This is a genomic window from Streptomyces prunicolor (assembly GCF_045162825.1).
GTDB classification, from domain to species: domain Bacteria; phylum Actinomycetota; class Actinomycetes; order Streptomycetales; family Streptomycetaceae; genus Streptomyces; species Streptomyces prunicolor.
The window spans coordinates 7529464-7552796 of record NZ_CP108676.1 but is presented as its reverse complement, the minus strand read 5'-3'; the positions used below and the strand labels follow the sequence as shown (position 1 = coordinate 7552796).

General features: G+C 69.5%; 21 protein-coding genes. 7 read left to right on the top strand and 14 right to left on the bottom strand.

Annotated elements, in window-relative coordinates; all coding sequences use genetic code 11:
• Nucleotides 1-63 precede the first annotated feature (63 nt).
• Both OG588_RS34835 and OG588_RS34830 read left to right on the top strand, forming a co-directional pair.
• Entirely contained in the window at nucleotides 64-1104 is a 1041-nt protein-coding gene (locus tag OG588_RS34835; protein WP_405950702.1) for a phosphatidylinositol-specific phospholipase C domain-containing protein, read from the top strand.
• 35 nt (nucleotides 1105-1139) lie between these two features.
• A complete protein-coding gene (locus tag OG588_RS34830) occupies nucleotides 1140-1697 on the top strand; it encodes a glycoside hydrolase family 25 protein (protein ID WP_405950701.1) in 558 nt (185 codons plus the stop codon).
• A gap of 33 nt (nucleotides 1698-1730) precedes the next feature.
• On the opposite strand, the gene OG588_RS34825 is transcribed toward OG588_RS34830, so the two are convergent.
• The 3 genes from OG588_RS34825 to OG588_RS34815 form a co-directional block, all read right to left on the bottom strand.
• A complete protein-coding gene (locus tag OG588_RS34825; RefSeq protein WP_405950700.1) occupies nucleotides 1731-2390 on the bottom strand; it encodes an NADPH-dependent F420 reductase in 660 nt (219 codons plus the stop codon).
• 169 nt (nucleotides 2391-2559) lie between these two features.
• Nucleotides 2560-2772, bottom strand: a complete 213-nt coding sequence (locus OG588_RS34820) for an EF-hand domain-containing protein (RefSeq protein WP_019060883.1) — start codon at nucleotides 2770-2772, stop codon at nucleotides 2560-2562.
• 48 nt (nucleotides 2773-2820) lie between these two features.
• Nucleotides 2821-3738, bottom strand: coding sequence for a MerR family transcriptional regulator (locus OG588_RS34815; RefSeq protein ID WP_405950699.1), 918 nt, complete (start codon nucleotides 3736-3738; stop codon nucleotides 2821-2823).
• A gap of 65 nt (nucleotides 3739-3803) precedes the next feature.
• Here OG588_RS34815 and OG588_RS34810 point away from each other — a divergent pair, with 65 nt between their 5' ends.
• Complete coding sequence (locus OG588_RS34810) at nucleotides 3804-4439, top strand: GNAT family N-acetyltransferase (RefSeq protein ID WP_405950698.1); 636 nt, start codon at nucleotides 3804-3806, stop codon at nucleotides 4437-4439.
• A gap of 22 nt (nucleotides 4440-4461) precedes the next feature.
• Here OG588_RS34810 and OG588_RS34805 read toward each other — a convergent pair whose 3' ends face one another.
• The 7 genes from OG588_RS34805 to OG588_RS34775 all read right to left on the bottom strand — a co-directional run bounded on the left by OG588_RS34805 (nucleotide 4462) and on the right by OG588_RS34775 (nucleotide 11646).
• Nucleotides 4462-5064, bottom strand: a complete 603-nt coding sequence (locus OG588_RS34805; RefSeq protein WP_405950697.1) for an ADP-ribosyltransferase — start codon at nucleotides 5062-5064, stop codon at nucleotides 4462-4464.
• 98 nt (nucleotides 5065-5162) lie between these two features.
• Nucleotides 5163-6341, bottom strand: a complete 1179-nt coding sequence (locus tag OG588_RS34800) for a beta-propeller fold lactonase family protein (RefSeq protein WP_405950696.1) — start codon at nucleotides 6339-6341, stop codon at nucleotides 5163-5165.
• The gene (locus OG588_RS34795; protein ID WP_405950695.1) at nucleotides 6341-7132 is read right to left on the bottom strand and encodes a polysaccharide deacetylase family protein; all 792 of its coding nucleotides are present in this window, start codon (nucleotides 7130-7132) and stop codon (nucleotides 6341-6343) included. Before OG588_RS34795 ends, OG588_RS34800 begins: the two co-directional genes overlap by 1 nt.
• A gap of 181 nt (nucleotides 7133-7313) precedes the next feature.
• Complete coding sequence (locus OG588_RS34790; RefSeq protein ID WP_366098090.1) at nucleotides 7314-7817, bottom strand: ATP-binding protein; 504 nt, start codon at nucleotides 7815-7817, stop codon at nucleotides 7314-7316.
• Nucleotides 7818-8126: 309 nt separating this feature from the next.
• Nucleotides 8127-8894 (bottom strand): enoyl-CoA hydratase/isomerase family protein, encoded by a 768-nt coding sequence (locus OG588_RS34785; protein ID WP_405950694.1) that lies wholly within the window; start codon nucleotides 8892-8894, stop codon nucleotides 8127-8129.
• Between the two features lie 104 nt (nucleotides 8895-8998).
• The gene (locus tag OG588_RS34780) at nucleotides 8999-10246 is read right to left on the bottom strand and encodes an Ig-like domain-containing protein (RefSeq protein ID WP_405950693.1); all 1248 of its coding nucleotides are present in this window, start codon (nucleotides 10244-10246) and stop codon (nucleotides 8999-9001) included.
• 167 nt (nucleotides 10247-10413) lie between these two features.
• On the bottom strand, nucleotides 10414-11646 hold the full coding sequence (locus OG588_RS34775) for an Ig-like domain-containing protein (protein WP_405950692.1): 1233 nt from the start codon (nucleotides 11644-11646) through the stop codon (nucleotides 10414-10416).
• 152 nt (nucleotides 11647-11798) lie between these two features.
• Here OG588_RS34775 and glgX point away from each other — a divergent pair, with 152 nt between their 5' ends.
• Together glgX and OG588_RS34765 are read left to right on the top strand one after the other, a co-directional pair.
• Nucleotides 11799-14087 (top strand): glycogen debranching protein GlgX, encoded by a 2289-nt coding sequence (gene glgX / locus OG588_RS34770; protein WP_405950691.1) that lies wholly within the window; start codon nucleotides 11799-11801, stop codon nucleotides 14085-14087.
• An 86-nt stretch (nucleotides 14088-14173) separates the two neighbouring features.
• On the top strand, nucleotides 14174-15589 hold the full coding sequence (locus OG588_RS34765) for a sulfatase (RefSeq protein WP_405950690.1): 1416 nt from the start codon (nucleotides 14174-14176) through the stop codon (nucleotides 15587-15589).
• A gap of 10 nt (nucleotides 15590-15599) precedes the next feature.
• On the opposite strand, the gene OG588_RS34760 is transcribed toward OG588_RS34765, so the two are convergent.
• The 4 genes from OG588_RS34760 to OG588_RS34745 are packed head-to-tail and all read right to left on the bottom strand — an operon-like array spanning nucleotide 15600 to nucleotide 19174.
• On the bottom strand, nucleotides 15600-16244 hold the full coding sequence (locus OG588_RS34760) for a response regulator (RefSeq protein WP_405950689.1): 645 nt from the start codon (nucleotides 16242-16244) through the stop codon (nucleotides 15600-15602).
• Nucleotides 16237-17505, bottom strand: a complete 1269-nt coding sequence (locus OG588_RS34755; protein WP_405950688.1) for a sensor histidine kinase — start codon at nucleotides 17503-17505, stop codon at nucleotides 16237-16239. The genes OG588_RS34760 and OG588_RS34755 overlap by 8 nt, the downstream gene beginning before the upstream one ends.
• 26 nt (nucleotides 17506-17531) lie before the next feature.
• On the bottom strand, nucleotides 17532-18266 hold the full coding sequence (locus OG588_RS34750) for an ABC transporter permease (protein WP_405950687.1): 735 nt from the start codon (nucleotides 18264-18266) through the stop codon (nucleotides 17532-17534).
• Nucleotides 18263-19174, bottom strand: coding sequence for an ATP-binding cassette domain-containing protein (locus OG588_RS34745; protein ID WP_405950686.1), 912 nt, complete (start codon nucleotides 19172-19174; stop codon nucleotides 18263-18265). The genes OG588_RS34750 and OG588_RS34745 overlap by 4 nt, the downstream gene beginning before the upstream one ends.
• Nucleotides 19175-19379: 205 nt before the next feature.
• Between OG588_RS34745 and OG588_RS34740 the strand changes: the two genes are divergently transcribed.
• Together OG588_RS34740 and OG588_RS34735 are read left to right on the top strand one after the other, a co-directional pair.
• Nucleotides 19380-21197, top strand: a complete 1818-nt coding sequence (locus OG588_RS34740) for an ABC transporter ATP-binding protein (RefSeq protein ID WP_405950685.1) — start codon at nucleotides 19380-19382, stop codon at nucleotides 21195-21197.
• The gene (locus OG588_RS34735; RefSeq protein WP_405950684.1) at nucleotides 21194-23068 is read left to right on the top strand and encodes an ABC transporter ATP-binding protein; all 1875 of its coding nucleotides are present in this window, start codon (nucleotides 21194-21196) and stop codon (nucleotides 23066-23068) included. The genes OG588_RS34740 and OG588_RS34735 overlap by 4 nt, the downstream gene beginning before the upstream one ends.
• Nucleotides 23069-23333: the final 265 nt, after the last annotated feature.

The window sequence follows — 23333 nt, the reverse complement described above, 5'->3', positions numbered from 1 at the left end:
CCCTCTACGCTGCTGCCGCCAACAAGGCTCCAACCAGGCCACGGCGAAGGGGACTTGAGACTCATGAAGGCGATAAGACGGCTGGCGGCGCTGCTCGGTGCCACGGCCCTGCTGCTGACGGGGGCCGCGGGCAACGCCCACGCGGCGGCGGCGAAGTTCTCCGAGACGACGACGATCGGGACGCACAACGCGTACGAGAAGGACAAGTACACGTACTGGGCGCAGGCGTTGGACTCCGGGGCCTCACTGCTCGAACTGGACGTCTACGTCGACAGTTTGAGCAAGCGCTGGCGGGTCAGCCACAGCGACCTGTTCGCCAACGACAACAACTGCGAGTACGCGAGCACCCCCGCCGACCTGTACAGCAAGGACCGCAACCAGGACCTCGGCAGCTGCCTGGACAACATGGCCGCCTGGAACACCCTGCACCCGGACCACGCTCCCGTCATCATCAAGGTGGAGATGAAGGTGGGCTTCAACCAGACCATCGGCCTGGGCCCGACCGCCTTCGACACCCTGGTCTCACAGAAGCTCGGCAGCAGCGTCTACAAGCCCGCCGACCTGCTCGGCTCCTCGTACTCCACGCTGGACGCGGCGGCCAAGGCGAACGCGTGGCCCTCGCGCGACGACCTCAAGGGCAAGTTCATCTTCGAACTGATCCCGGGCACGGTCGAGCAGGCCAACCCGTTCGACAGCTACTGGACGGACCAGGAGTACGGCGACCATCTGCGCGACCTGTACGCGGCCGGCACGATCGCCCAGGCGCAGGCCTTCCCGGCCGTACTGGGCGCGGCCAACGGCGATCCCAGGGCGACCCGTTGGACCTCCGACACGTCGATCCGCCCGTGGTTCATCTTCTTCGACGGTGACGCGGCGACGTACGTCAACAACGGCTACGACACCTCGTTCTACTCCACGAACCACTACATCCTGATCATGACGGACGCGTACGCGGTGGCCCCGGCGATCTCCTCAACTGCCCCCACGGACGCGGAAGTCGCCGCGAAATTGGCACTAGTGGCAGCGGATCACGCAAGCGTGATCACTTCCGACTGGTCGGCGGAATCGGCGTCGGTGCTGTCGTCGGTGGCTACCAGAAGCTGAGGTTCCGGATCCGGGGGACGGGGCACAAGTCCCCCATGTTGCATGGCATCGACGTAAGCGCGTTCCAGTCCACCGCGTACGACACGGACGGCTCCTCCTTCGTCTTCATCAAGGCGACGGAGGGCCATTCGTACGTCAACCCCAGACTCACCGCCCAGACGAAAACGGGCCGTGCCGCGGGACTGGTCGTCGGTTTCTACCACTTCCTCTGGCCGGGCAACATCACGGCCCAGGCGGAGTACTTCGTGAGCAAGGCCCCCGAAAAAGCAGGCGACTTGCTGGCCGTGGACTGGGAAACGACAGGCGACGGCACCCACGCCACGAACGCCGAGAAGGACAGCTTCATCCGCAAGGTGAAGTCCCTCCGCCCGAACAACCGGGTGATCCTCTACACGAACCGCAACTTCTGGCTCACCATCGACAAGACGTCCTACACGGGCGACGGCCTCTGGATCGCCGACTACGTCACGGCAGGAAAGCCCCGCATCAAGGCGGACTGGAAGTTCCACCAGTACACGTCCGACCCGCACGACAAGGACGTGGCGGACTTCGCGAGCAAGGCGGCGTTGAAGACGTGGGCCGCGAGCGCCTGAGTCACGGGCGGTCGCGGCCCCACTCCATGCTCCTCAGCCCTTGAAGTCCCCGGTCCGCTCCGGCGAAGCCTCCGCCAGCCCCTTCGTGATCGCGTCCACGCCCTCCCGCAGCCCGTACACCGGCGTCCCCGGCTGCTGCCGCCAGGACTCGTCGAGCGTGCCCGAGTCGACGGTGTCGAAGCCGAGTTCGTCGATCAGGGCCCTGACGACACGCTTCGCCGCCTCGTCGTCGCCGGCCACCGGGAGGGCGAGGCGGTCGGGGGCGCCGGCCGGGCGGTGGGCGTCGAGGATGTCCTGGGCGTAGGTGCCGTTGAAGGCCTTGATGACGGTGTGGCCGATCTGCCGCGCGACCCAGCGGCTCTCGGTGAGGCCCTCGTCGAGGATCGCGGCGATCCGGCCGTCCCGCCCGGGGTAGTAGTTGTTGGTGTCGATGACCGCGACGTTCGCCGCCGCGCCGTCGAGGAAGCCCTTGGGCAGGTTCGCGACCGCCTTCAACGGGATGGTGACCACGACGACCTCGGCCCCGTTCGCCGCCTCCTCGACCAGTACCGGGGTCGCGCCCGTCTCCTCGGCCAGCGCGGTGAGCGTCTGCGGGCCGCGCGAGTTGGCGACGGACACGTCGTGCCCGAGCGCGGTGAGCCGCCGGGTGAGGTTGCCGCCGATGTTGCCCGCACCGATGATGCCGATCTTCATGACAGACCCTTCGCCGATCCAGAATTCATGCACACGCATGCTTCTGGTGGGCCTCAACCTCGGGCGGCCATCGGCTATTCCGGGTCCGCCCCCGTACGAGTGAACGAGAGGGGCGCCCGTCCACCAAAGGACGGGCGCCCCTTCCGATCAGACGGAGGTCACTCTCGGGTCACTTGTTCAGGTGGGCCCAGAACTCGTCGAACGACAGGACCTTGTCCCCGTTGAGGTCCCGGCTCTTGATGATGGCCTCGGCGACCGTCTCGGTGACGTTCCAGTCGCCTCCCTGGGCCAGGGCGGTCTTGAACTCGGCCGCGGTGATGAAGCCGTCACCGTCCGTGTCGATCCGCTGGAAATGCTTGCGTGCTTCCTCGATGTCCGCCACCGGATCCGCCCCTTCGTAACGCTTTACTGCCTGTTGACGGAGGCCAGACTAACCGGCCGCACGAGCCCGCAGCGCGGCGACCACCCACGCGAACTCCGGCCGGTGCGCCGCCGCGGGCCCACCACCCTTCACCGTGGCCAGCAACTCCCGGTAGCGGGCGAGCCGTTCGTTGGACGCCGACTCCATCCGTTCGAGTACGACGGCCGGGTCACCGCCGTCGCCCAGCACCTCCCGCACGATCGCTTCCGCCTCCGGCGACCCGGGGTCGATCCCCCGCTCCCTGGCCTCCGCGCCCAGCTGCACCAGCCGCATGGGGAACCAGGTGGACCGGCCGCGGACGGCGGCGCGCTCCTGGTCCGACGCGTTGAACTCGACGGCCTTGCGCATCTGCGCCCGGAACTCCGGGTCCTGCACCATCTCCGCCAACTCCACCCAGGCGTCCACCTGTTCGGGGGTCGGATCGTCCGGCAGGTCCACCGCGATGGAGCGCATCCGCTCCTTGATGCACGGATCCACAGCGTCGAGGTCGTGGAACAGCTCCTCCACGAACTCCTCCATGATCCGCCTGCGTTCGGCCGCCGACAGCCGTGCCAGCTTGTTCATCAACGTCATCTCCTCCGCGGTCGAACCGCGTCTCGCGACGGTCGACAACACCGCACGGGTCACCCGCAGCGACTTGATCTGTGCGTCCAGCGCCACCACATGGGCGGCGGCCACCTCCGCGATCGTCGTCTCCCCCGCCAGCACCTTGCGTACGTCGGCCAGACCGAGGCCCAACTCCCGCAGGGTGCGGATCAGTTCGAGACGGGCCGCGCACTCGGCGTCGTAGAGCCGATAGCCGCCCGCGGAGCGGGTCACCGGGGTGAGCACGCCCTCGTCCGACCAGTAGCGGATGGTGCGCACGGTCAGTCCGGTGGATCTGGCCAGCTCCCCGATGGTGAGGAGTCCGGTGCCGTCGTCGATCATGTCTGTGAGTGTGGGCCTTCCAGTGGGTGGAGACTCAAGCGGCGCAGAGAACAAGGAGCTTGGTGATGGAGACTCTTCGGGACATTCTCGATGCGGTGGCCCGGGACGACCTCCCCCCGGCGGACGGTCACGTGACCGTCGTACCGCAGATGTCCGGACGGGACGCGGGAGTGCTCGCCTTCACCGCGCACGCGGTCGTCTTCATCGACGAGGATCCGCAGTGGGTCCACGCCACCCTCGCCGCCGTACCGTGCGACGCGCTCGCGGCGCCGATGAACCCGTGGTTCCTGATGGCCCTGCTCAACCGTACGGGCCGCAGGGCGGAGACGATCGACGCGATGCTCGTGGGCACCCCGCTGCCGGGCGAACCCCCGCTCCCCCTGCGGGAGATCACGGACGGCGACCATCCGCGCATCGTGTACGCCCGCGGCCGGCGCGACGACGTGCGCGCGTGGACGACGGAGGGCGGTGTGGTGGTGCTGGGCCGCGGGGTCGGGGGCCGGCTCGAGGTCTCCGTCGAGATCGACGAGACCGTACGACACCGGGGGCTGGGGCGGGCCCTGGTGGCCGCCGCCCGCCACCTCACCGACGAGCCGCTGTGGGCGCAGGTCGCACCGGGGAACGCCCGCTCCATGCGGGCGTTCCTGGCGGCGGGCTACCGCCCGGTGGGTTCGGAGGCGGTGCTGCTCAGCGCCACATAGGCGGCACAGCGCGCCCTGGGCGTCAGTGCCACGGGCGGTAGTTCGGGTTGCTCTCGCAGTCGCTCATGATCTCGACCTTGGTCTTCTTGTCGACCGGGCAGACGCCGATGACGTACTGCCGCTGGATCCCGCCGGGGAAGGCGACCTCGACCTGGTCGGCCCACTTGTGGGTGTCGCCGATGGTCTTGTTGACGTCCACACCGCCCGGGGCGTCGATGTAGTAGTTGTAGCCCGACTTGTACCAGGTCTTGTACAGGTCGTGGTCGTACGTCGTCGAGACGTACGGCGAGGGCTGGTTGACGAGGACGTACTGCTCGATGTCGTACTGGCCGTTGACGACGTCCTTGGGGGCGAAGCCCTGGTCGAAGACGATCGCGGGGCCGCGGCTGTCGCTGCGGTAGAGGGTGCCGCAGGTGGTGCGCCAGACCGGGTCCGGGGTGATGCGGCTGATGTCCACGCGCTGGTCGACGGCGGCCATCGCGGGGTCGGCGACCACGGGACAGGCCGGGGCGGCGGCGACCCTGGCCGGGGTGTGGGTGGGGACGGTGGCGGCCGTGGTGGCGAAGACGGCCGCGAGGGACAGGGCGGCGGCAGCGACTCGTCGCCGCAGGTGAATCGTGATCATGCGGGGCACGATCCCGGTTCCGCGGCGACGAGTCGCGGATCATCACCCGTATGGGGGCGTGTCCAACCGACCGGTTTTCGATCGGTTTTCGGCCGGCCTCAGCGGAAGATGCCCGTGTGGCCCAGCGAGTAGCGGCCCGGCTGCGGATACACCGCGAGCCCATGTGGACCCCCGCCGACCTTGATGCGGGCGAGCTGGGTGCCGGTGCGGGTGTCGATGGCATAGACCTCGGAGTTGTAGCGGCCGGAGAGCCACAGGACCTTGCCGTCGGCCGAGACGCCGCCCATGTCGGGGCTGCCGCCGTTGGGGAGGTGCCACTTCTTCGTCAGCTTGTTCTTCGTGAAGTCGAAGAGGGAGATGGTGCCTTCGCCTCGGTTGGAGATGTACATCTCGCGTGAGTCCCGGCTGATGTACAGGCCGTGGCAGCCCTTGCCGGTGGGCAGGAAGTCCGGCTTGGCGAAGGTGTCGCCGTTCAGGACCCACATGCCGTTGGCCATCATGTCGGCGATGTAGAACTTCTTGCCGTCCGGCGAGATCTTGACGTCCTGCGGCATCGAACCGTGGAACGGCAGCTTCTGCTGCCCGATGACCTTCATCTTCTCGGTGTCGACCTTGAGCAGCTCACCGCTGAACTCGCAGGAGACGATGAAGTACCGCCCGTCCGGCGAGAAGTCGGCGTGGTTGACCCCGTAGCAGCCGACGTGGACCGCCTTCACCGTCTTCATCGTGTGCGCGTCCCGGAACACCAACTGCCGGTCCAGCGAGGCCATGACGATCGCGTACCTGCCGTTGGGCGTGAAGTACAGGTTGTACGGGTCGTGCACGTCAACGGGCTTGCCCGCCTTGCCCGTTCGCGGGTCGATCGGGGTGAGGGTGTTGCCCCGGTCGTTGTTGACCCACAGCGTCTTCAAGTCCCAGGAGGGGACGACGTGTTGGGGCTGCGCGCCGACCGGGATGGTCTCGATGACCTTGTACGTCTTCGGGTCGATCACCGAGACCGTGTTGGAGTTGGTGTTGGGGACGTAGACCCGCGACGGGAAGTCCCGTACGACCGGGGAGAGTTGGCCCGGGCGGTCGGCCGCGTACACGTCGGCCGGGTCGAGCACCGGTGGCATTCCGGGGAGCGCCCGCGCGACCTGCGGCTTCTTCTGCTGCTGTGGCTGGAGCGCGGCCTGGGTGCCGAGGGCCTCGTCGGCGTGGTCCTGCGAGCCGCAGCCGGCGAGGGCGGCGAGGGCGATCCCGGCGACGAGGGCGCGGGCAAGGGGGATGTGTCGCATCAGCTCAGCAGCTCCGTGGTCGTCACCGCGCGCAGTCCGCGGCGGTCGAGTTCTTGCAGTACGGCGGGGAGCGCGGCGACCGTGTCGGCGTACCCGAAGTGCATGCTCACGACCGACCCGTTGCGGACCTCGGCGAGCACCTTGCGGGTGACGGCGGGGGCGCCCGGCTCGGTGAAGTCGAGGGAGTCGACGTCGTAGGACAGCACGTGCGGATAGCCCACGCGGTGGGCCAGGCGCTGGACGAGCGGGGAGGCGGCCGGGGCACGCGAGGGCCTGAACCAGGTGCCGATCGAGCAGGTGAGCCGCTTGAGGCGGTCGGCGCAGCCGGTGATCTCGGCCAGTGCGTCGGCCTCGGACAGGGTGTTGACGGCGATGTGCCGCTGGGTGTGGTTGCCGAGGTCGTGGCCGCCGTCGAGGATGCGGCGGGCCATCCCGGGGTGGGTGTCGAGCCAGGTCCCGACCGCGAGGACGGTGACATGGGCGCCGTGTTTCTCGGCCTCGGCGAGGAGGGCGGTGGCGATCTCGGGGTCGCCCTGGCCGTGGAAGGTGAGCGCGATCCGGGGGCGGTCGCGGGGTCCGTGGGTGATCTGCGCGGGCTGGTGGGGGAAGGCGCGGGGGGCGGGTGCGGTGAGCGGCGTCACCTTGGCGGCCGAGGTCGGTCCGCTGGCGGGGGCGGCGGGGGGTGCGGTGGAGCCGGTCGTGGCACATCCGGCGGCAAGAGCGCCCCCGGCGACGAGCCCGGCACCCGCACGCAACGCCGTACGGCGATCGGTCGTGGTCACCCGCCCCATTTAAGGGGCGCCGAGTAAGAAACCGGGGCATTAACCCGTTCGGGGGACGAGCACGGGTCGCGCCACCGAACGCAACCAACTCCGGTCCAGGGGCCCCCTAAGGGGCGCGGGGAACTGCGCGACCAGCCACAGCGAGCCCGCAGACAACAAACAACCTGTCCCGGCACCCACAACAGCTCGCTCAACGATCAGAGACGCGCATCTCGAACCACGTCGTCTTCCCACGCGGCAACAGATCGACGCCCCACCGATCGGAAAGCTTGTCGACGAGGAACAACCCCCGCCCACTCAGATCCATCTCCTGAACCGGCATCAGACAAGGCAACCCACGCGAGGGATCACGAACCTCGACCCGGATCCACCCCCGCCGCCGCTTCATCCGCAGCCCGAACACCCGCGCACCGGTGTGCCGTACGGCATTTCCGACAAGCTCCGAGACAAGCAAGACGGCATCCTCGGTCAGTTTCGGACTGAGCCCCCAGTGCCGCAGAACGACGATCTGGGTGAGTCGGCGGGCCGTGCCGGCGGACTCGGGGCGGGACGGGAGCGGAACTTCCGCCTCCGTCGGATTGCCGAACAGTTCGATCGCCTTGAGTGCCCGCTCGTCCTCGACCGCAGGCGACCAGCGCGCCGCGGTCGCACGGCCTTGTCCCCGCGGCTGTCCGATACCTTCCAGCCCCGCCATGCGTCCATCATGGCGGCCCCGGACGGGCTCCGTGGCGGTTCCGGAGGAATACGCCCCCCGGAAGCCCCCGTTCCGCGACATCCGATTGGCATGTGCCAGGGTCATTTCAGGGCTTGTCGCAGCCCCTCCGACCTGCGGTGAAGGCTCTGTTGGCGGCAATCGACAGGCTCCCTCGACAAGGCAGGCTTAAGGTCAAGTTAAGGTTCCCATAAACCGCCCTGCCGAGGTACCCGTATGAGACATCACGTCAATTGCAAGTGCCCGAACGGGATTTGACGCTCCGTTTCACTCCGACTACGACCGTCCGGTTCACTGGAACTTCGCCTTGCCGGGGCCCTCTTCGACGAAGCTGCGCATCCCGCGCTCACGGTCCTCGGTCGCGAACAGCCCCGCGAACCACGTGCGTTCGACGGCGAGCCCGGTCTCGATGTCCGTCTCCAGACCGGTGTCGATCGCTTCCTTCGCCGCGCGCAACGCGATCGCCGGACCCTGCGCGAGCTTCGCCGCCCACGCGTGCGCCTCGCCGAACACCTCGGCGGCTGGGGCGAGTCGATCGACGAGCCCCAGCGCGAGCGCCTCGTCCGCTTTGACCATCCGACCGGTGAAGATCAGGTCCTTCGCCTTCGACGGACCGATGAGCCGGGCCAACCGCTGCGTGCCACCCGCCCCCGGAATCAACCCGAGCAGAATCTCCGGCTGCCCCAACTTCGCGTTGTCGGCGGCGATCCGGAAATCCGCGCACAACGCCAACTCGCAACCCCCGCCCAGCGCATAGCCCGTGATCGCCGCGACCACCGGCTTCGGAATACGCGCCACCGCCGTGAACGACTCCTGCAACGCCCGCGACCGCACGACCATCGCCGCATGGTCCATCCGCTGCATCTCCTTGATGTCCGCGCCCGCCGCGAACACCTTCTCCCCGCCGTAGATCACCACCGCCCGCACGTCGTCGCGACGTGACGCCTCCTCGGCGAGTTCCTTGAGGCGGTCCTGGGTGGCGACGTCCAGCGCGTTCATGGGCGGGCGGTCGAGGCGGATGGTGCCGACGCCCTCGGCGACTTCGAGATTCACGGTCATGCGGGAAGGTTAACGCGCGCTAACGACAACGGGCCCGGTGCTGTGTGTCACAGCACCGGACCCGCAGGTCAGGTCGACTCAGCCCAGCTCAACTCCCGTAAGGCTTACGCCTTCCACTTCGCCCACGACATGTTCCAGCCGTTGAGCCCGTTGTCCGGCGCCACCGTCTCGTCGTTGGAGTGCTTGACGACGACCACGTCGCCGATCATCGAGTGGTTGTAGAACCAGGCGGCCGGAACGCTGCTGCTGTAACCGCCCTTGACGTCCCTCAGGCCGACGCAGCCGTGGCTGGCGTTGTAGTTGCCGAAGGCGCCGCCGCCCCAGTAGTTGCCGTGGATGAAGGTGCCGGAGGTGGTGAGGCGGATGGCGTGCGGGACGTCCTTGATGTCGTACTCGCCGCCGTAGCCGACCGTTTCGCCGTTCATCCGGGTCACTTCGAGCTTCTGGCTCATGACCATCTGGCCGTTCCAGGTGTCGTAGCCGGGCTTGCCGGTCGTGACAGCGATGGTCTTGATGGTCCTGCCGTCCTGGGTGACCTTCATGGTGTGCTTCTTGGCGTCGACCACGGAGACCTGGTTGCGGCCGATGGTGAAGGAGACCGTCTTGGCCTGCTTGCCGTAGACGCCGGGGCGGCCTTCGACGCCGTCGAGGTTGAGCTTGACGGTGACCTTGGTGCCGGACTTCCAGTAGTTCTCGGGGCGGAAGTCGAGGCGGTCGTTGCCGAACCAGTGGCCCTCGACGTCGACGGCCGGCACGGTCGTGATGGTGATGGCCTTCTTCACGTCGGCCGGGTGCGTGATGCCCCGGGTGAAGTTGATCGAGAACGGCATTCCGACGCCGACCGTCGAACCGTCCTCCGGGGTGAAGTCGCCGATGAAGGTGTTCTTCGGGGTCAGCGTGGTGAAGCTGGAGTCCTCGGCGGCGACCCGGCCGTCGGAGTCCTTGGCGACCGCGTGCACGCTGTACTTGGTGGAAGCGGCGAGATGCGTCGCCGGCGTCCAGCTGGCGCCGCCGCCGGTGATCGCGCCGGAGACCTTCGCACCGTCGGCGTCCTTGACCTCGACCTCGGTCAACTTGCCCTTCGCGGCACTGATCTTGAGGGCACCACTGGTGTCGACGGCCTTCGAGCCGTTCTTCGGGGCGATGGTGACGACCGCCTGCGACTGCTTGGTCTCGGCCGTGTCCGACCCCTTGGCCTTGCTGTCGCCCGCGCCGGACCCGGAGTCGGAGCCACCGCCGCCGCCGCACGCGGTGACGGCGAGCAGCAGTACGCCGATGATCAGCGCCAGCAGCCCCTTGTTTCTCCGGCCGCGCGCGTCAACCGACGCCCCCGATATCGGTCGCACGTTCAAGACTTTCTCCCCTCGCCGGGCCCGGTCCGGCCCGCACCCCTTCGCGCATCTGACGTGCACGTCCGCGCATATTAACCGTCAGGATTTGAGCTTCATGTCAGGTGAATGTCACCGTTCGGTCGCAACTTCAACTGCCGCCTGACACAGGGACCCGGCCCCTACTCGGGTTACTTCACCGCACTGCCCGCCTTCCACTCCTTCCAACCCATGTTCCACCCGCCGAGGCCGTTGTCCGGAGCCACCTGTTTGTCGTTGCTGTGCACGACCTCGACGACGTCCCCGACGATGCTGCGGTCGAAGAACCACCCGGCCGGGCTGTCCGAGCTCCCGCCCTTGACGTCCCGCAACCCCACGCACCCGTGGCTGACGTTGACGCGTCCGGGGGCGGTCGGCGCCCAGTAGTTGCCGTGCAGGAAGGTGCCGGAGTCGGTGAGCCTCATGGCGTGCGGGACGTCCGGGATGTCGTACTCGCCGCCGAAGCCGACCGTGCGGCTGTTCATGCGGGTCACCTCCAGCATCTCCATGACCACCATTTTCCCGTTGTACGTGGTCTTCCCGGGGGCACCGGCCGTGATCGGCACGGTGGCCAGCAGGTCACCGTCGCGCCGCACCTCCATGGTGTGTCTGGCGGCGTCGACGAGGGAGACCTGGCTGCGGCCGACGGTGAAGGAGAACGTCTTGTACTGGAGGCCGTAGACGCCCTTCGCGCCTTCGACGTCCCGCAGGCGGAGGGAGACGGTGACCTGGGTGCCGGGTTTCCAGTAGGTCTCGGGGCGGAGGTCGACGCGGGTCCTGCCGAACCAGTGCGGGCGGATCTCGACGGCCGGTTTCGCGGTGACGTGGATCGCGCGTTCCACGGCGGCCCGGTTCTCGATCTCCCGGTTGAAGCCGAGGGAGACGATTATCCCGGTGCCGACGGTGGCGCGGTTCTCCGGGGTGACGTAGGCGATGAACCGCTCGTCGGGGACGTAGGTCGTGAAGGTGGTGTGCCGGGCGGAGCGGTGGCCGTCGCCGTCGAGGGCGACCGCGTCGACGGTGTACTCGGCGGCCAGCGCGAGCTTTCCGTCCTCGGGTTCCCAGCGCAGTCCGTCGTCGGAGATGTGGCCGGGGACGGGGGTGTCCTGGGCGTCCTGCGCCTTGACGACCTGGACGGACTCCAGCCGCCCACTGGGCACTTTGACCACGAGTCGCTGGTCCGGTTTGACGCCCTTGGCGGCGTCGTCGGGCGAGATCCGGATCACATCCTCGGGCGACGGTGCCTTGCCGAAGATCTCGCCGATACCGCCCCCGCCCGAGCCGTCCGAAGTACAGCCGGTGGCTCCGGCCAGCAGTCCTGCCCATGTCAGTACGGCGGCCAGTGCGAACCCTGCGCGTCGCGCGCGCCCTTGTGCATGCCTCACGGGGTGCCCAACGAGCGGGCACGCTCCGGGGAAACGTGAGTGCGACCCAAGCTCTGGGCAGAACAGTGGGGAGAACGACATGACAGACGTGCGCGGCCGGGACGCCGTACGCCCTTCACCTCGTCGTTCCATGAGCCGCAGGAGGCCGGACGGTGTCGAGCGCAGCCGAGCAGGAGGCCGTGCAGGAGGGGCGCGTCGACGACGACGTGCCGATGGAGCGCGTGGTGGAGGCCGTGCCGTCGCCACGTGCCGCGCCCGTCCTGAACGGCGCCCCGCACACGGGACCGCCGGTGCCCGTGTGGCCGGGGACGCCGATGCCGTTGGGGGCCCGGTACCGGGTCGGCCCGGACGGGGTGGCGGGCACCAACTTCGCGCTGTGGGCGGGGGGTGCGGAGGCGGTCGAGCTGTGCCTCTTCGACGCGGACGGGGTGGAGACCCGGGCCCCGCTGACCGAGCTGACGCACGAGATCTGGCACGGCTTCCTGCCCGGTGTACTGCCCGGACAGCGCTACGGCTTTAGGGTGCACGGCCGCTGGGACCCGTGGACCGGCGCCCGCTGGAACCCGGCGAAGCTGCTCCTCGACCCCTACGCCCGCGCGGTGGACGGCGAGTTCGGGCTGCCGCCCGAGGTGTACGCGCACGTCCGTGACTGGCCGCAGCAGCAGGTCGCGGACACCGTGCGCGACGACCGCGACTCCGCGCCGTTCGTCCCGAAGGGCGTCGTCGTCCACGACGACACCACCGACGACGAGTGGATGGACGACCGCCGCCCGAAGACACCGTGGGCGGACTCGGTCATCTACGAACTCCACGTCGGCGGCTTCACCAAGCTGCACCCCGGCATACCCGAGGAACTCCGGGGCACCTACGCCGGGTTGGCGCACCCGGCGGCGATCGAGCACCTGGTGAAGCTGGGCGTGACGGCCGTAGAGCTGCTGCCCGTCCACCAGTTCGCGCACGAGGACCATCTGCTGCGCAAGGGGCTGAAGAACTACTGGGGTTACAACTCCATCGGCTACTTCGCCCCGCACGCGGGTTACGCGGCGACCGGTACGGCGGGTCAACAGGTCGGCGAGTTCAAGCGGATGGTGCGTGCCCTGCACGAGGCCGGGATCGAGGTCATCCTCGACGTGGTCTACAACCACACCGCGGAAGCGGGCGAGTTGGGGCCGATGCTGTCGCTCAAGGGCATCGACAACCGCGGCTACTACCGCCTCCAGAGCGACGCCCGCCGTTACACGGACTACACCGGCTGCGGCAACACCCTGCACGTCGTCCAGCCGCACGTGCTCCGCCTCATCACCGACTCGCTGCGCTACTGGGTCACCGAGATGGGCGTCGACGGCTTCCGCTTCGACCTCGCGGCGGCGTTGGCCCGCTCGATGCACGACGTCGACATGCTGTCCCCGTTCCTCGCGGTGATCGCCCAGGACCCGGTGCTACGACGGGTGAAGCTGATCGCCGAGCCGTGGGACGTCGGCTCGGGCGGCTACCAGGTGGGCGCGTTCCCGCCTTTGTGGACGGAGTGGAACGACCGCTACCGCAACGCCGTCCGGGACTTCTGGCGCGGTGCGCTGCCTGACGTACGGGACCTCGGGTACCGCCTGTCGGGGTCGAGTGACCTGTACGCGTGGGGAGGCCGCCGCCCGTACGCCTCGGTCAACTTCATCACCGCGCACGACGGTTACACCCTCCGCGACCTCGTGTCGTACGAGGGCAAGCACAACGAGGCCAACGGCGAGGGCAATCGGGACGGGACCGACGACAACCGCTCCTGGAACTGCGGGGTCGAGGGCGAGACGGACGACGAGCGCGTAAAAGCGCTGCGGCGACGGCAGTTGAGGAACCTCCTCACCACCCTCCTCCTCTCCACGGGGGTGCCGATGCTGGTCGCCGGTGACGAGCTGGGGCGGACCCAGCGGGGCAGCAACAACGCCTACTGCCAGGACAACGAGATCAGTTGGGTGGACTGGGAGCTGCGGGAGGACCCCGGCTGGGCGGCGCTGACCGACCTCACCGCCCGGCTGATCGAGCTGCGCCACCGCCACCCGGTGCTGCGCCGCCGGGCGTTCTTCTCCGGGCGGGCCCATTCGGCGGACGGCATAAGGGACTTGGCCTGGTTCACCGCGCGCGGCACGGAGATGACGGAACGGGACTGGTACGCGCCCGCCGCCACCCTCGGCATGTATCTCTCCGGCCGGGACATCCCCGGCCGCGACGAACGCGGCGCCCCGATCGTCGACGACAGCTTCCTCGCGGTTATGCACGCGGGTCACCGGCCGGTGAGTTTCGTACTTCCGGGGCCGCCGTGGGCGGAGCGGTACGAGGTGGTCGTCGACACGTCACGGGAGGAGCAGGGGGAGGCGCCAGGGGTGGTGCATCGGGCGGGGGCGGCGATCACGGTGCCGGCGCGGGCTGTGCTGTTGCTGAGGGTTGGCTGAAACCCTGCTGGGGCAACGTTTCGGGCCGATGAAATCCACGTCGTACTCCTGGCCAGGACATCGGGCCCACTGGTCGACTGCTGCCCATGCCTGAGATATCCCGCCGTGCCTTCGGCGGCCTCGTCGGCGGCGGTGCCGTGACCGCCGTCGCCGGTACGGCCGCCACCGCCGACGCCGCCGAATCCGCCCCCGCCGAGCGCCCGTTCAAGGCCCGCCCCGCCGCCCCCGGCAGGCGCCCCAACCTCCTCGTCATCCTCGGCGACGACCTCGGCTGGGCCGACCTCTCCTCCTACGGCGCCCCACACATCAAGACACCGAACCTTGACCGGCTGGCCCGGCAGGGGGTGCGGTTCACCGACGCGTACTCGGGCTCCGCGACCTGCTCCCCGACCCGGTTCAGCCTCTACACCGGACGCTATCCGGGCCGTACGCCGGGCGGATTGGCCGAGCCGATCGCCAACAGGACGCAGGGGCTCGACCCCAGCCACCCGACCCTCGCCTCCCTCCTCAAGAAGGCGGGCTACTCCACCGCCCTCATCGGCAAGTGGCACTGCGGCTGGCTGCCCGACTACAGCCCCACCAAGTCGGGTTGGGACGAGTTCTTCGGCAACCACGGGGGCGTGCTGGAGTACTTCTCCAAGCTCGGCCAACTCGGCGACTACGACCTGTACGAGGGCGACGCGACCTACAAGGACCTGCGCTACTACACCCAGGTGCTGACCGAGCGGGCGGTGGAGTACGTCGGCCGGAAGCACGACCAGCCCTGGCTGCTGAACCTCAACTTCACCACCCCGCACTGGCCTTGGCTCGCGGAGGGCGACGCCGAGACGGGTGCCGAGATCGCGGCGAAGATCCGGGCGGCGACAAGCCAGTTGGAGATCAGCGACGCCCTCAACCAGTACGACGGCGGCTCGGTCGCCAAGTACACGGAGATGGTGCAGAGCCTCGACGCGGCCGTCGGCGAGGTGCTCGCCGCGCTGCGCCGGTCCGGGCAGGAGGAGAACACGCTGGTGTACTTCGCCAGTGACAACGGCGGTGAACGCTGGTCGTACCTCTGGCCGTTGAGCGGCGAGAAGTTCGTGCTCCAGGAGGGCGGCATCCGGGTCCCGACGATCGTGCGCTGGCCGCACCGCATCGACGCCGGCCAGGTCAGCCACGAGCCGAACTTCTCCCCCGACTGGACGGCGACCTTCCTGGAACTGGCCGGCGCCCGCCCCGACCCGGCGTATCCGCTGGACGGCACGAGCCTCGCGGGCTATCTCCTGAAGGACGAACAGCCGCCCGAGCGGGACCTGTTCTGGCGGGTGCGGGCCAACCGGGCGCTGCGGCGCGGCGATTGGAAGTACTACCAGGACGAGGACGGCGACGACCACCTCTTCGACCTCGGCGCCGACATCCGTGAACAGGCCGATCTCGCCCCCGACAAGCCGGAGTTGCTCGCCGAGCTGAAGGCGGCCTGGGAGAAGATCGCGAGCGGCCTGCTGCCGTACCCGGCGGCCTAGGACCTGCTCGTCAGCCGAGAATCCCCCGGTCGTACGCCACCGCGACCGCCGCCGCGCGGTCCTTCACGCCCAACTTGCCGTACAGGTGGGTGAGATGGGTCTTCACGGTCGCCTCGCTGATGAAGAGTTCGCGGGCGATCTCGCGGTTGGAGGTGCCCTTGGCGACCAGGGCGAGGACCTCGCGTTCGCGGGCGGAGAGCGGTTCGTTGCCCGGGGACTGGGGGCTGCGGACCGCGGAGACCAGGCGGGAGGCGACGGCCGGAGAGAGGACCGTGCGGCCTGCCGCGGCCGCGCGGACGGCGGTGAAGAGTTCGTCGCGCGGGGCGTCCTTCAGCAGATAGCCCGTCGCGCCCGCCTCGATCGCGGGGAGCGTGTCGGAGTCGGTGTCGTACGTCGTCAGGACCAGCACCTTTGCGCGGGCGGCGCGGCGGGTCAGTTCGCGGATGGCGTCGACGCCCGCGCCGCCCGGCATCCGCAGGTCCATCAGGATGACGTCGGGGTCGAGGTCGGCGGCCCGCTCCACGGCCTCGACGCCGTTGGACGCCTCGCCCAGGACGCGGAATCCGGGCGCGGACTCGAACATGCCGCGCAGACCGTCCCGTACGACGGGATGGTCGTCGACGATCAGCAGGGAGATCAGCAACTCGTCACTCATGGCGGACCAACGGTACGCGAGCCGAGAGGGCCGTGCCGTGACCGGGCTCGGCCTCGATGGTGAGGGAGCCGGCGATGCGTTCGGCGCGGGCGCGCATGCCGTCGAGCCCGAAGCCGCCGGTGCGGGTGCGGTCGGGGAGGGCCAGCGGGTCGAAGCCCTGGCCGTCGTCGCGGATGTCGAGGATGACCTCGTCGCCCATGAAGGAGAGGGTCACGCCGACGCGGGTGGCGCGGGCGTGCCGGGCCGCGTTCGACAGGGCCTCCTGGGCGATGCGCAGCAGGGTCGCGGAGACCTCGTCGTGGAGTTGCTCGGTGGTGCCGGTGACGGTGAACTCGGCGCGGACGCCGGTGCGTTCGCCCCACTCGGCGACCGTGTTCTTCAGTGCCTCGGGCAGTCCGTCGTTCTCCAGCGCGATGGGCGCGAGGTTCTGCACGGAGCGGCGGGCCTCGCCGAGGCTGTGCCGGGCGAGGTCGGAGGCACGGTCGAGGTGGGTGCGGGCGGTCGCCAAGTCGGGTGCGTTCGCCACGACTTGGAGCTGGGCGATGATGCCGGTCAGCCCCTGGGCGATGGTGTCGTGGATCTCGGCGGCCAGCCGCCTCCGCTCGTCGGCGACCCCGGCTTCCCTTGCCTGGACGAGGAGTTGGGCGTGCAGGGCGGCGTTCTCGTCGAGGGCCTGTTGCAGGGCGGTGTTGGTGCGTTCGAGTTCGGTGATGGTCTCGCTGCGCTCGCGGGAGCGCCGGGTCTCCGCCTCCTGCAGATGGGCGACCGCCAACTGCAGGGCGGACATGGCAACCAGGAGTGCGACGAAGAGGATCCACTGGACCGCGCTCCCGAACGGCATCCCGCCGGCCTGCGCACCGGCCACGGTGACCGAGCTCGCGACCAGTGCGAGTCGCTGCCGGTTCCTGCCGGGGATCAGCTCGTCGGCGTCCATGTAGCCGGAGGCGGCGTAGAAGGCGAAGAACGGGTCGATCCAGGTGAGGACGAAGGCGAGGGCCCAGCGGAGGACGTAGTACACCGTGCCCGTCCGCGACGGGGTCCGGCCGCGGCCGGGGCGACGGACACGGGTGGCATGCCACCACACCTGAAGGACGAGCGCGGCACCGGCCAGGGCCCAGCCGGTGCTCCACTCGGCGCTGGTGTAGTCGAACAGACCGGCGGAGGCGACCGCGAGGACGACACTGATCCCGAGCAGCCCGTACGGCCCCCACGTGTGCAGCTGCTCCCAGCGCCGGTCGATCTGGCGGTCCCTGGTGGTCATCTCCCCAGTCTGCACGGCCGCCTCCCCTACTCCCAGCGGAACCAGCGGGACGCGCCCGCCGTGAGCAGCACGGTCCACGCCACCAGCACGCCCAGGTGGGCCCAGCCCGGCCAGTTCCCGGCCGCCGCCCGGTTCAGGGCCTCGGCGGCGGCGCCGAACGGGGTGTAGCCGACGATGCGGGCCATGACGTCCGGCATGGAGTTCACCGGGATCCAGACGCCCGCGCAGAACATCATCGGGAAGAACACCGCCGACCCGATCGCACCCGCGATCTTGGTGGTCCGGGACAGCGCGGAGACCACCGCGCCCAGCGCGAGCGCGGCCAGGATCGCGAGGAGCAGGGCGAGGAGATAGCCGCCGGGCTGCTTCGGGAGGCGTACGTCGAAGGCGAGGCGGCCGACGATCAGCGCGAGCAGGGCGGAGACGAGGGCCGCCGCTCCGTAGACCACCATCTGCGCGGAGAGCAGGGCGGTCGGGCGGGCCGGGGTGGCGGACATACGGCGCAGGATGCCGCGTTCGCGGTAGCCGGTGAGGTTCTGCGGCATCGACTGGAGCGCGCCGACGATCATGCCGAGCAGGACGGCGACCGGGACGTACACGTCGATGGTGCGCAGGCCGCCGAGGCCGGCGTCGTGGTGGCGGAAGCCCGGGATGGAGCCCAGGATCACCAGCAGCAGGGTGGGGAAGAGCAAGATCCAGAAGAGGGCGCCCGGTTCGCGACGGAAGAGCTTCAACTCGGTGCGCAGGACTGCGGTGTTCATGCGGTGACCTCCGTCAGGTCCAGGAACGCGTCGTCCAACGTGGCGTCGGAGACCCGGAGTTGGTGGGCGGTGATGTGGTTACGGGCGAGCAGCGTGATGACCGCGTTGACGGTCTCGTCCGAGCCGGAGAGCGTGATCCGGCCGTCCTTGTGCGTCACGGACGTGAGCGCGGGGAGCGCGTTCAGGTCACCGTCGTCCAGTGCCGCGGAGGGCGTGAAGCTGATGACGGTGGAGCCCGCCGAACGCCGGATCAGCCCGTCCGGGGTGTCGAGCGCGGCCACCCGCCCCTTGTCGATCACGGCGATCCGGTCGCACAGCCGCTGCGCCTCCTCCATGAAGTGCGTGACGAGCAGCACGGTGACCCCGCTCGCCCGCACGTCCTCGATCAGCTGCCAGGTGTCACGGCGGGCACGCGGGTCGAGGCCGGTGGTGAGTTCGTCGAGGACGACGACCCGGGGGCTGCCGATCAGCGCGAGCGCGATGAACAGGCGCTGCTTCTGCCCGCCGGACAGCTTCGCGAACCGGGTGGTCAACTTGGCGGTCAGGCCCAGGCGTTCGGCCAGCGGCCGCCAGTCGGCGGGGTGCGGATAGAAGGACGCGTACAGCTCCAGCGCCTCGCGGACGGTGAGCTTGGCCTGGAGCTCGCTCTCCTGGAGCTGGGCGCCGAGGACCCGGGCGACCTCTTCGTGGTCGGCGACGGGGTCGAGGCCGGTGACCCGGACCCGGCCCGCGTCGGGGACCCGCAGGCCCTCGACGCACTCGACGGTGGTGGTCTTGCCGGCACCGTTCGGGCCGAGGATCCCGAAGATCTCGCCCTCCTCTACGGCGAACGAGACCCCGTCCACGACGGCCCGGCCGCCGTAGGACTTCCGTAGTGCGCTGACTTCGATGACTGGTGTGGCTGGCATGTTCCGAGGGTCCCGCCGGGGGCGGTCCCGGCACATCGGCCATCGCGCTCGACCGGCCATCAACCGATCGGTTGATGCGCGACTACGACTCCCCATGATGTGCCGCTACGACCCTCGAACACCCAGGTCGTAGGACCAACGGCGGATCCGGGTCCGGCCAAAACTCGGTGGGCACTGTCAGTGGTGGTCCGTAGGCTCGCCCGTGATGACCACGACACCCGCCTCCGCCGAAAACCACCCCGACCGATCCGCCGTCCGTACGCTCGCACGGCTGTGGCCGTACGTCCGCCCCGTGCGGGTACGGCTGTTCGCCGCGGCCGGGGTCGCCGTCGTCGCGTCGTGTACGGGGCTGGTGTTCCCGCTCGTCCTGAAGTGGATGGTGGACGGGCCGGTCGCCGACCGGGACACGGCGGGCGTGTGGCTCGGGGCGCTGTATCTGCTGCTGCTCGGGATCGCGGAGGCGGTCTTGTTCGGGCTGCGGCGATGGCTGGTGGCCCGGCCGCTGTCGCGGGTCGAGGCGGAGATGCGGGCGGATCTGTACCGCCATCTGCAACGCCTGCCGGTGTCCTTCCACGACCGATGGCCCTCGGGCCAGCTCCTCTCCCGGGGCACGACCGACCTGATGCTGCTCCGCATGTTCCTCGCCTTCCCCCTGACGTTCCTGCTGGTCAACGGCGTGACGATCCTGGTGGGCGTGATCATCATGCTGCTCCAGGACTGGACACTGGGCCTGGTGATCCTGGGGCCCGCCGTGCCGGTGATCGTCATGTGCGTGATCTTCGAGCAGCGGTACGCGCATGTGGCGCGCCTCGCCCAGGACCAGGTCGGCGACCTGACGACGGTCGTCGAGGAGAGCGTGCTCGGCATCCGCATCATCAAGGGCTTCGGCCGCCACCGCAGCCAGGCCCGCGCCTTCCGCGACCTGTCCCGCACCCTGCGCGGCACCGAACTCCGCAAGGCCCGGCTCCTCGCCACGATCTGGGGCGTCATCGTCACCCTGCCCGAGCTGGCGCTCGGGGCGGCGCTGGTGGTGGGGACGGTGCAGGTCGCGGACGGGGGGCTGTCGGCGGGCACGTTGGTGGCGTTTCTTTCGACGGCACTCGCGTTGCGCTGGCCGGTGGAGTCGATCGGCTTCCTGCTGGCGATGAGCCAGGAGGCGGCAACGGCGACGGAGCGCTATTTCGAGGTAATGGACGAATCACCGGAGGCGGAGGCGCCCCAAAGGGGCGCGGGGAACGGCGCGACCAGCCCCCACCGGCCCGCGCCCAACAACGACGGCATCCGTTTCTCCTCCGTCTCCTTCCGCTACCCAGACGCCCCGCCTGACTCCCCACCCACCCTCGACCGCATAGACCTGCACATCAAACCCGGCGAATCCATGGCCCTGGTAGGCGCAACAGGCACCGGCAAAACCACCCTCACCGCCCTCGTCCCCCGCCTCCACGAGGTGACCTCCGGCAAGATCACACTGGACGGCAAGGACATCACCGCCATGCCCCGGGAAACGCTGCGCGCCCTCGTGGCCGTGGCCTTCGAGGAACCGACGTTGTTCTCGGCCAGCGTCGGGGAGAACGTACTCATGGGGGCAGAAGAGGGCGCCGGACAAGCGGAGTTGGAGCGCGCACTGGCAGTCGCACAGGCCGACTTCACGCACGCGTTGCCCCAGGGCACAGACACCCAGGTGGGCGAACAGGGCCTGAGCCTCTCCGGCGGCCAACGCCAACGCCTCGCCCTGGCAAGGGCGGTGGTGGGCAAACCCCGCTTCCTGGTCCTCGACGACCCGCTCTCCGCACTGGACGTCCACACCGAGGCCGCCGTAGAAGCCGCGCTGCGCCAAGTCCTCGCCGACACAACCGCGTTGATCGTGGCCCACCGCCCGTCCACGGTGCTGCTCGCCGACCGCGTGGCCCTCCTGTCCGACGGTCGCATCACGGCGGTCGGCACCCACCAGGAACTCCTGCGGACGAACGCGGAGTACGCACACCTCATGTCGGGCGCCGAGCACCAGGGGGACGAACGATGACCGCGGCGACCACCTCCGCCCCCACCACCGGCGGCGACGACCACGAGCCCGAATCCCCGCACCCGCACAAGCCCGCCACAGTCGACCCCTTCGACCACGACACCCTGCCCACTCCCCCGGGCGCGACCGCCACCCTCCTGCGCTCCCTGCTCGCGCCCATGAAGGCACGGGTCACCGTCACGACCCTCCTCCTGCTGCTCCAGCAGGCGGCCGTACAGGTGGGCCCGCTCCTCGTGGCGTACGCCATCGACCGCGCGGTACCGGCGTTCCGGAAGGACGACCACGGCCCGCTGATCGCCGTAGGAGCGGGCTACCTGCTCTGCGCGCTGATCTCCGGCGGACTCCAGTACGCGTTCATCGGCGCCTCCGCCCGCGTCAACCAGGACGTGCTGCTCGATCTGCGCGGCCGGATCTTCCGGCACGCGCAGGCGCTCAGCATCGACTTCCACGAGCGGTACACGTCCGGCCGGCTCATCTCCCGTTCCACCACGGACATCGAGGCCCTGCGCGAACTGCTCAGCGAGGGACTCCAGGAACTGATCACGGTCATCCTGTCGTTCGTGTACATCTCGGCGATGCTGCTCTGGCTGGACCTGGGTCTCGGCGCGGTCGCGGTGGCGTCCTTCGTGCCGTTGTACCTGCTGGTACGGGTCTACCAACGGCGCGCGGTACGGGTGTACGCGGTCCGCTCCACGGCGATCGCGCGCGTGATCGTGAAGTTCGTCGAGACGATGAACGGCATCCGCCCGGTCCGCGCGTTCCGCCGCGAGGACGTGAACGACGCCGACTTCCGGGTCCTCAACCGACAGCACGAACGCTCCAACGGCGACGCCCTGTTGGAGATGGCCCGCTACGTCACCGGCTCCCGCCTGGTCGCCAACACGGCCGTCGCGGTGATCGTGCTCTGGGGTGCGACCCGAGTCGCGGACGGCACCCTGGAGTTGGGCGTGCTGGCAGCCGCGGTCCTGTACCTACGGCGACTCTACGACCCGATCGACCGCCTCGGCATGTTCCTCAACTCGTACCAGTCGGCCGCGGCTTCCCTGGAGAAGATCGCGGGCCTGCTGGCCCAGACCCCATCGGTCCCCGAACCCTCAACACCCGTCCAACTCCCGGAACTTGAGACGGACCAACCCGGCCGCGAGGTCGTCTTCGACGGCGTCCGCTTCGCCTACCGCACCGGCGGCGAGGTGCTGCCCGTCTTCGACCTCACCCTCCCCGCCGGCCAGACGGTCGCCGTCGTCGGCTCGACAGGCGCGGGCAAGTCCACCCTGGCCAAGCTGCTGGCCCGCTTCTACGACCCCTCGGACGGGCGGGTGCTGCTCGACGGCGTCGACCTGCGCGAGCTGTCCGCGCCCGAACTGCGGCGCGGGGTGGTGATGGTGACGCAGGAGGCGTTCCTGTTCTCCGGCACGGTCGCCGAGAACATCGCGATCGGCCGCCCGGACGCACCGCGCGAGGAGATCGAGCGGGCCGCGAAGGCGATCGGCGCGCACGACTTCATCAGCGCGCTGCCCGACGGCTACGACACGGACGTACGCAAGCGGGGTGGCCGTATCTCGGCCGGTCAGCGCCAACTCGTGGCGTTCGCACGGGCGTTGCTCGCCGACCCGGCCGTGCTCATCCTCGACGAGGCGACCAGCTCCCTGGACGTCCCCGGCGAACAGGCCGTGCAGCGCGCCATGTCGACGGTCCTGCGCGGCCGTACGGCGGTCGTGATCGCACACCGGCTGTCCACGGTCGAGATCGCGGACCGGGTGCTGGTGATGGAACACGGCAGGGTCGTCGAGGACGGCACACCGGCCGACCTGATCGCGGGGACCGGGCGCTTCGCGGACCTGCACCGGGCGTGGCGGGACAGCCTGGCGTAAGCACGCTCCGCGAGTTGGGTGGGTTTTTGGCTGCCGGCCGGTGGGGGCTGGTCGCGCAGTTCCCCGCGCCCCTAAAGACGTCGGCCCGCCGCGGGTTTTCGGGCAGGGGTGTGCGGCCTGGCGTGGAAGCGCTGGTACGCGACAGCGCGCCCCAAAGGGGCGCGGGGAACTGCGCGACCAGCCACGACGCACCGCAAGGCATCAACGCACCTCAGCCCCCCACCCCTCCCCGCTTGCGAAGCGGAACCCCGTTCCGTATCGTTTC

Bases quoted from the DNA above. Each gene is read 5' to 3' on its own strand.
- OG588_RS34835 (WP_405950702.1), top strand. From the start codon at position 64: ATGAAGGCGATAAGACGGCTGGCGGCGCTGCTCGGTGCCACGGCCCTG.
- OG588_RS34830 (WP_405950701.1), top strand. From the start codon at position 1,140: ATGTTGCATGGCATCGACGTAAGCGCGTTCCAGTCCACCGCGTACGAC.
- OG588_RS34825 (WP_405950700.1), bottom strand. From the start codon at position 2,390: ATGAAGATCGGCATCATCGGTGCGGGCAACATCGGCGGCAACCTCACC.
- OG588_RS34815 (WP_405950699.1), bottom strand. From the start codon at position 3,738: ATGATCGACGACGGCACCGGACTCCTCACCATCGGGGAGCTGGCCAGA.
- OG588_RS34810 (WP_405950698.1), top strand. From the start codon at position 3,804: ATGGAGACTCTTCGGGACATTCTCGATGCGGTGGCCCGGGACGACCTC.
- OG588_RS34805 (WP_405950697.1), bottom strand. From the start codon at position 5,064: ATGATCACGATTCACCTGCGGCGACGAGTCGCTGCCGCCGCCCTGTCC.
- OG588_RS34800 (WP_405950696.1), bottom strand. From the start codon at position 6,341: ATGCGACACATCCCCCTTGCCCGCGCCCTCGTCGCCGGGATCGCCCTC.
- OG588_RS34795 (WP_405950695.1), bottom strand. From the start codon at position 7,132: ATGGGGCGGGTGACCACGACCGATCGCCGTACGGCGTTGCGTGCGGGT.
- OG588_RS34790 (WP_366098090.1), bottom strand. From the start codon at position 7,817: ATGGCGGGGCTGGAAGGTATCGGACAGCCGCGGGGACAAGGCCGTGCG.
- OG588_RS34785 (WP_405950694.1), bottom strand. From the start codon at position 8,894: ATGACCGTGAATCTCGAAGTCGCCGAGGGCGTCGGCACCATCCGCCTC.
- OG588_RS34765 (WP_405950690.1), top strand. From the start codon at position 14,174: ATGCCTGAGATATCCCGCCGTGCCTTCGGCGGCCTCGTCGGCGGCGGT.
- OG588_RS34760 (WP_405950689.1), bottom strand. From the start codon at position 16,244: ATGAGTGACGAGTTGCTGATCTCCCTGCTGATCGTCGACGACCATCCC.
- OG588_RS34755 (WP_405950688.1), bottom strand. From the start codon at position 17,505: ATGACCACCAGGGACCGCCAGATCGACCGGCGCTGGGAGCAGCTGCAC.
- OG588_RS34750 (WP_405950687.1), bottom strand. From the start codon at position 18,266: ATGAACACCGCAGTCCTGCGCACCGAGTTGAAGCTCTTCCGTCGCGAA.
- OG588_RS34745 (WP_405950686.1), bottom strand. From the start codon at position 19,174: ATGCCAGCCACACCAGTCATCGAAGTCAGCGCACTACGGAAGTCCTAC.
- OG588_RS34740 (WP_405950685.1), top strand. From the start codon at position 19,380: ATGACCACGACACCCGCCTCCGCCGAAAACCACCCCGACCGATCCGCC.
- OG588_RS34735 (WP_405950684.1), top strand. From the start codon at position 21,194: ATGACCGCGGCGACCACCTCCGCCCCCACCACCGGCGGCGACGACCAC.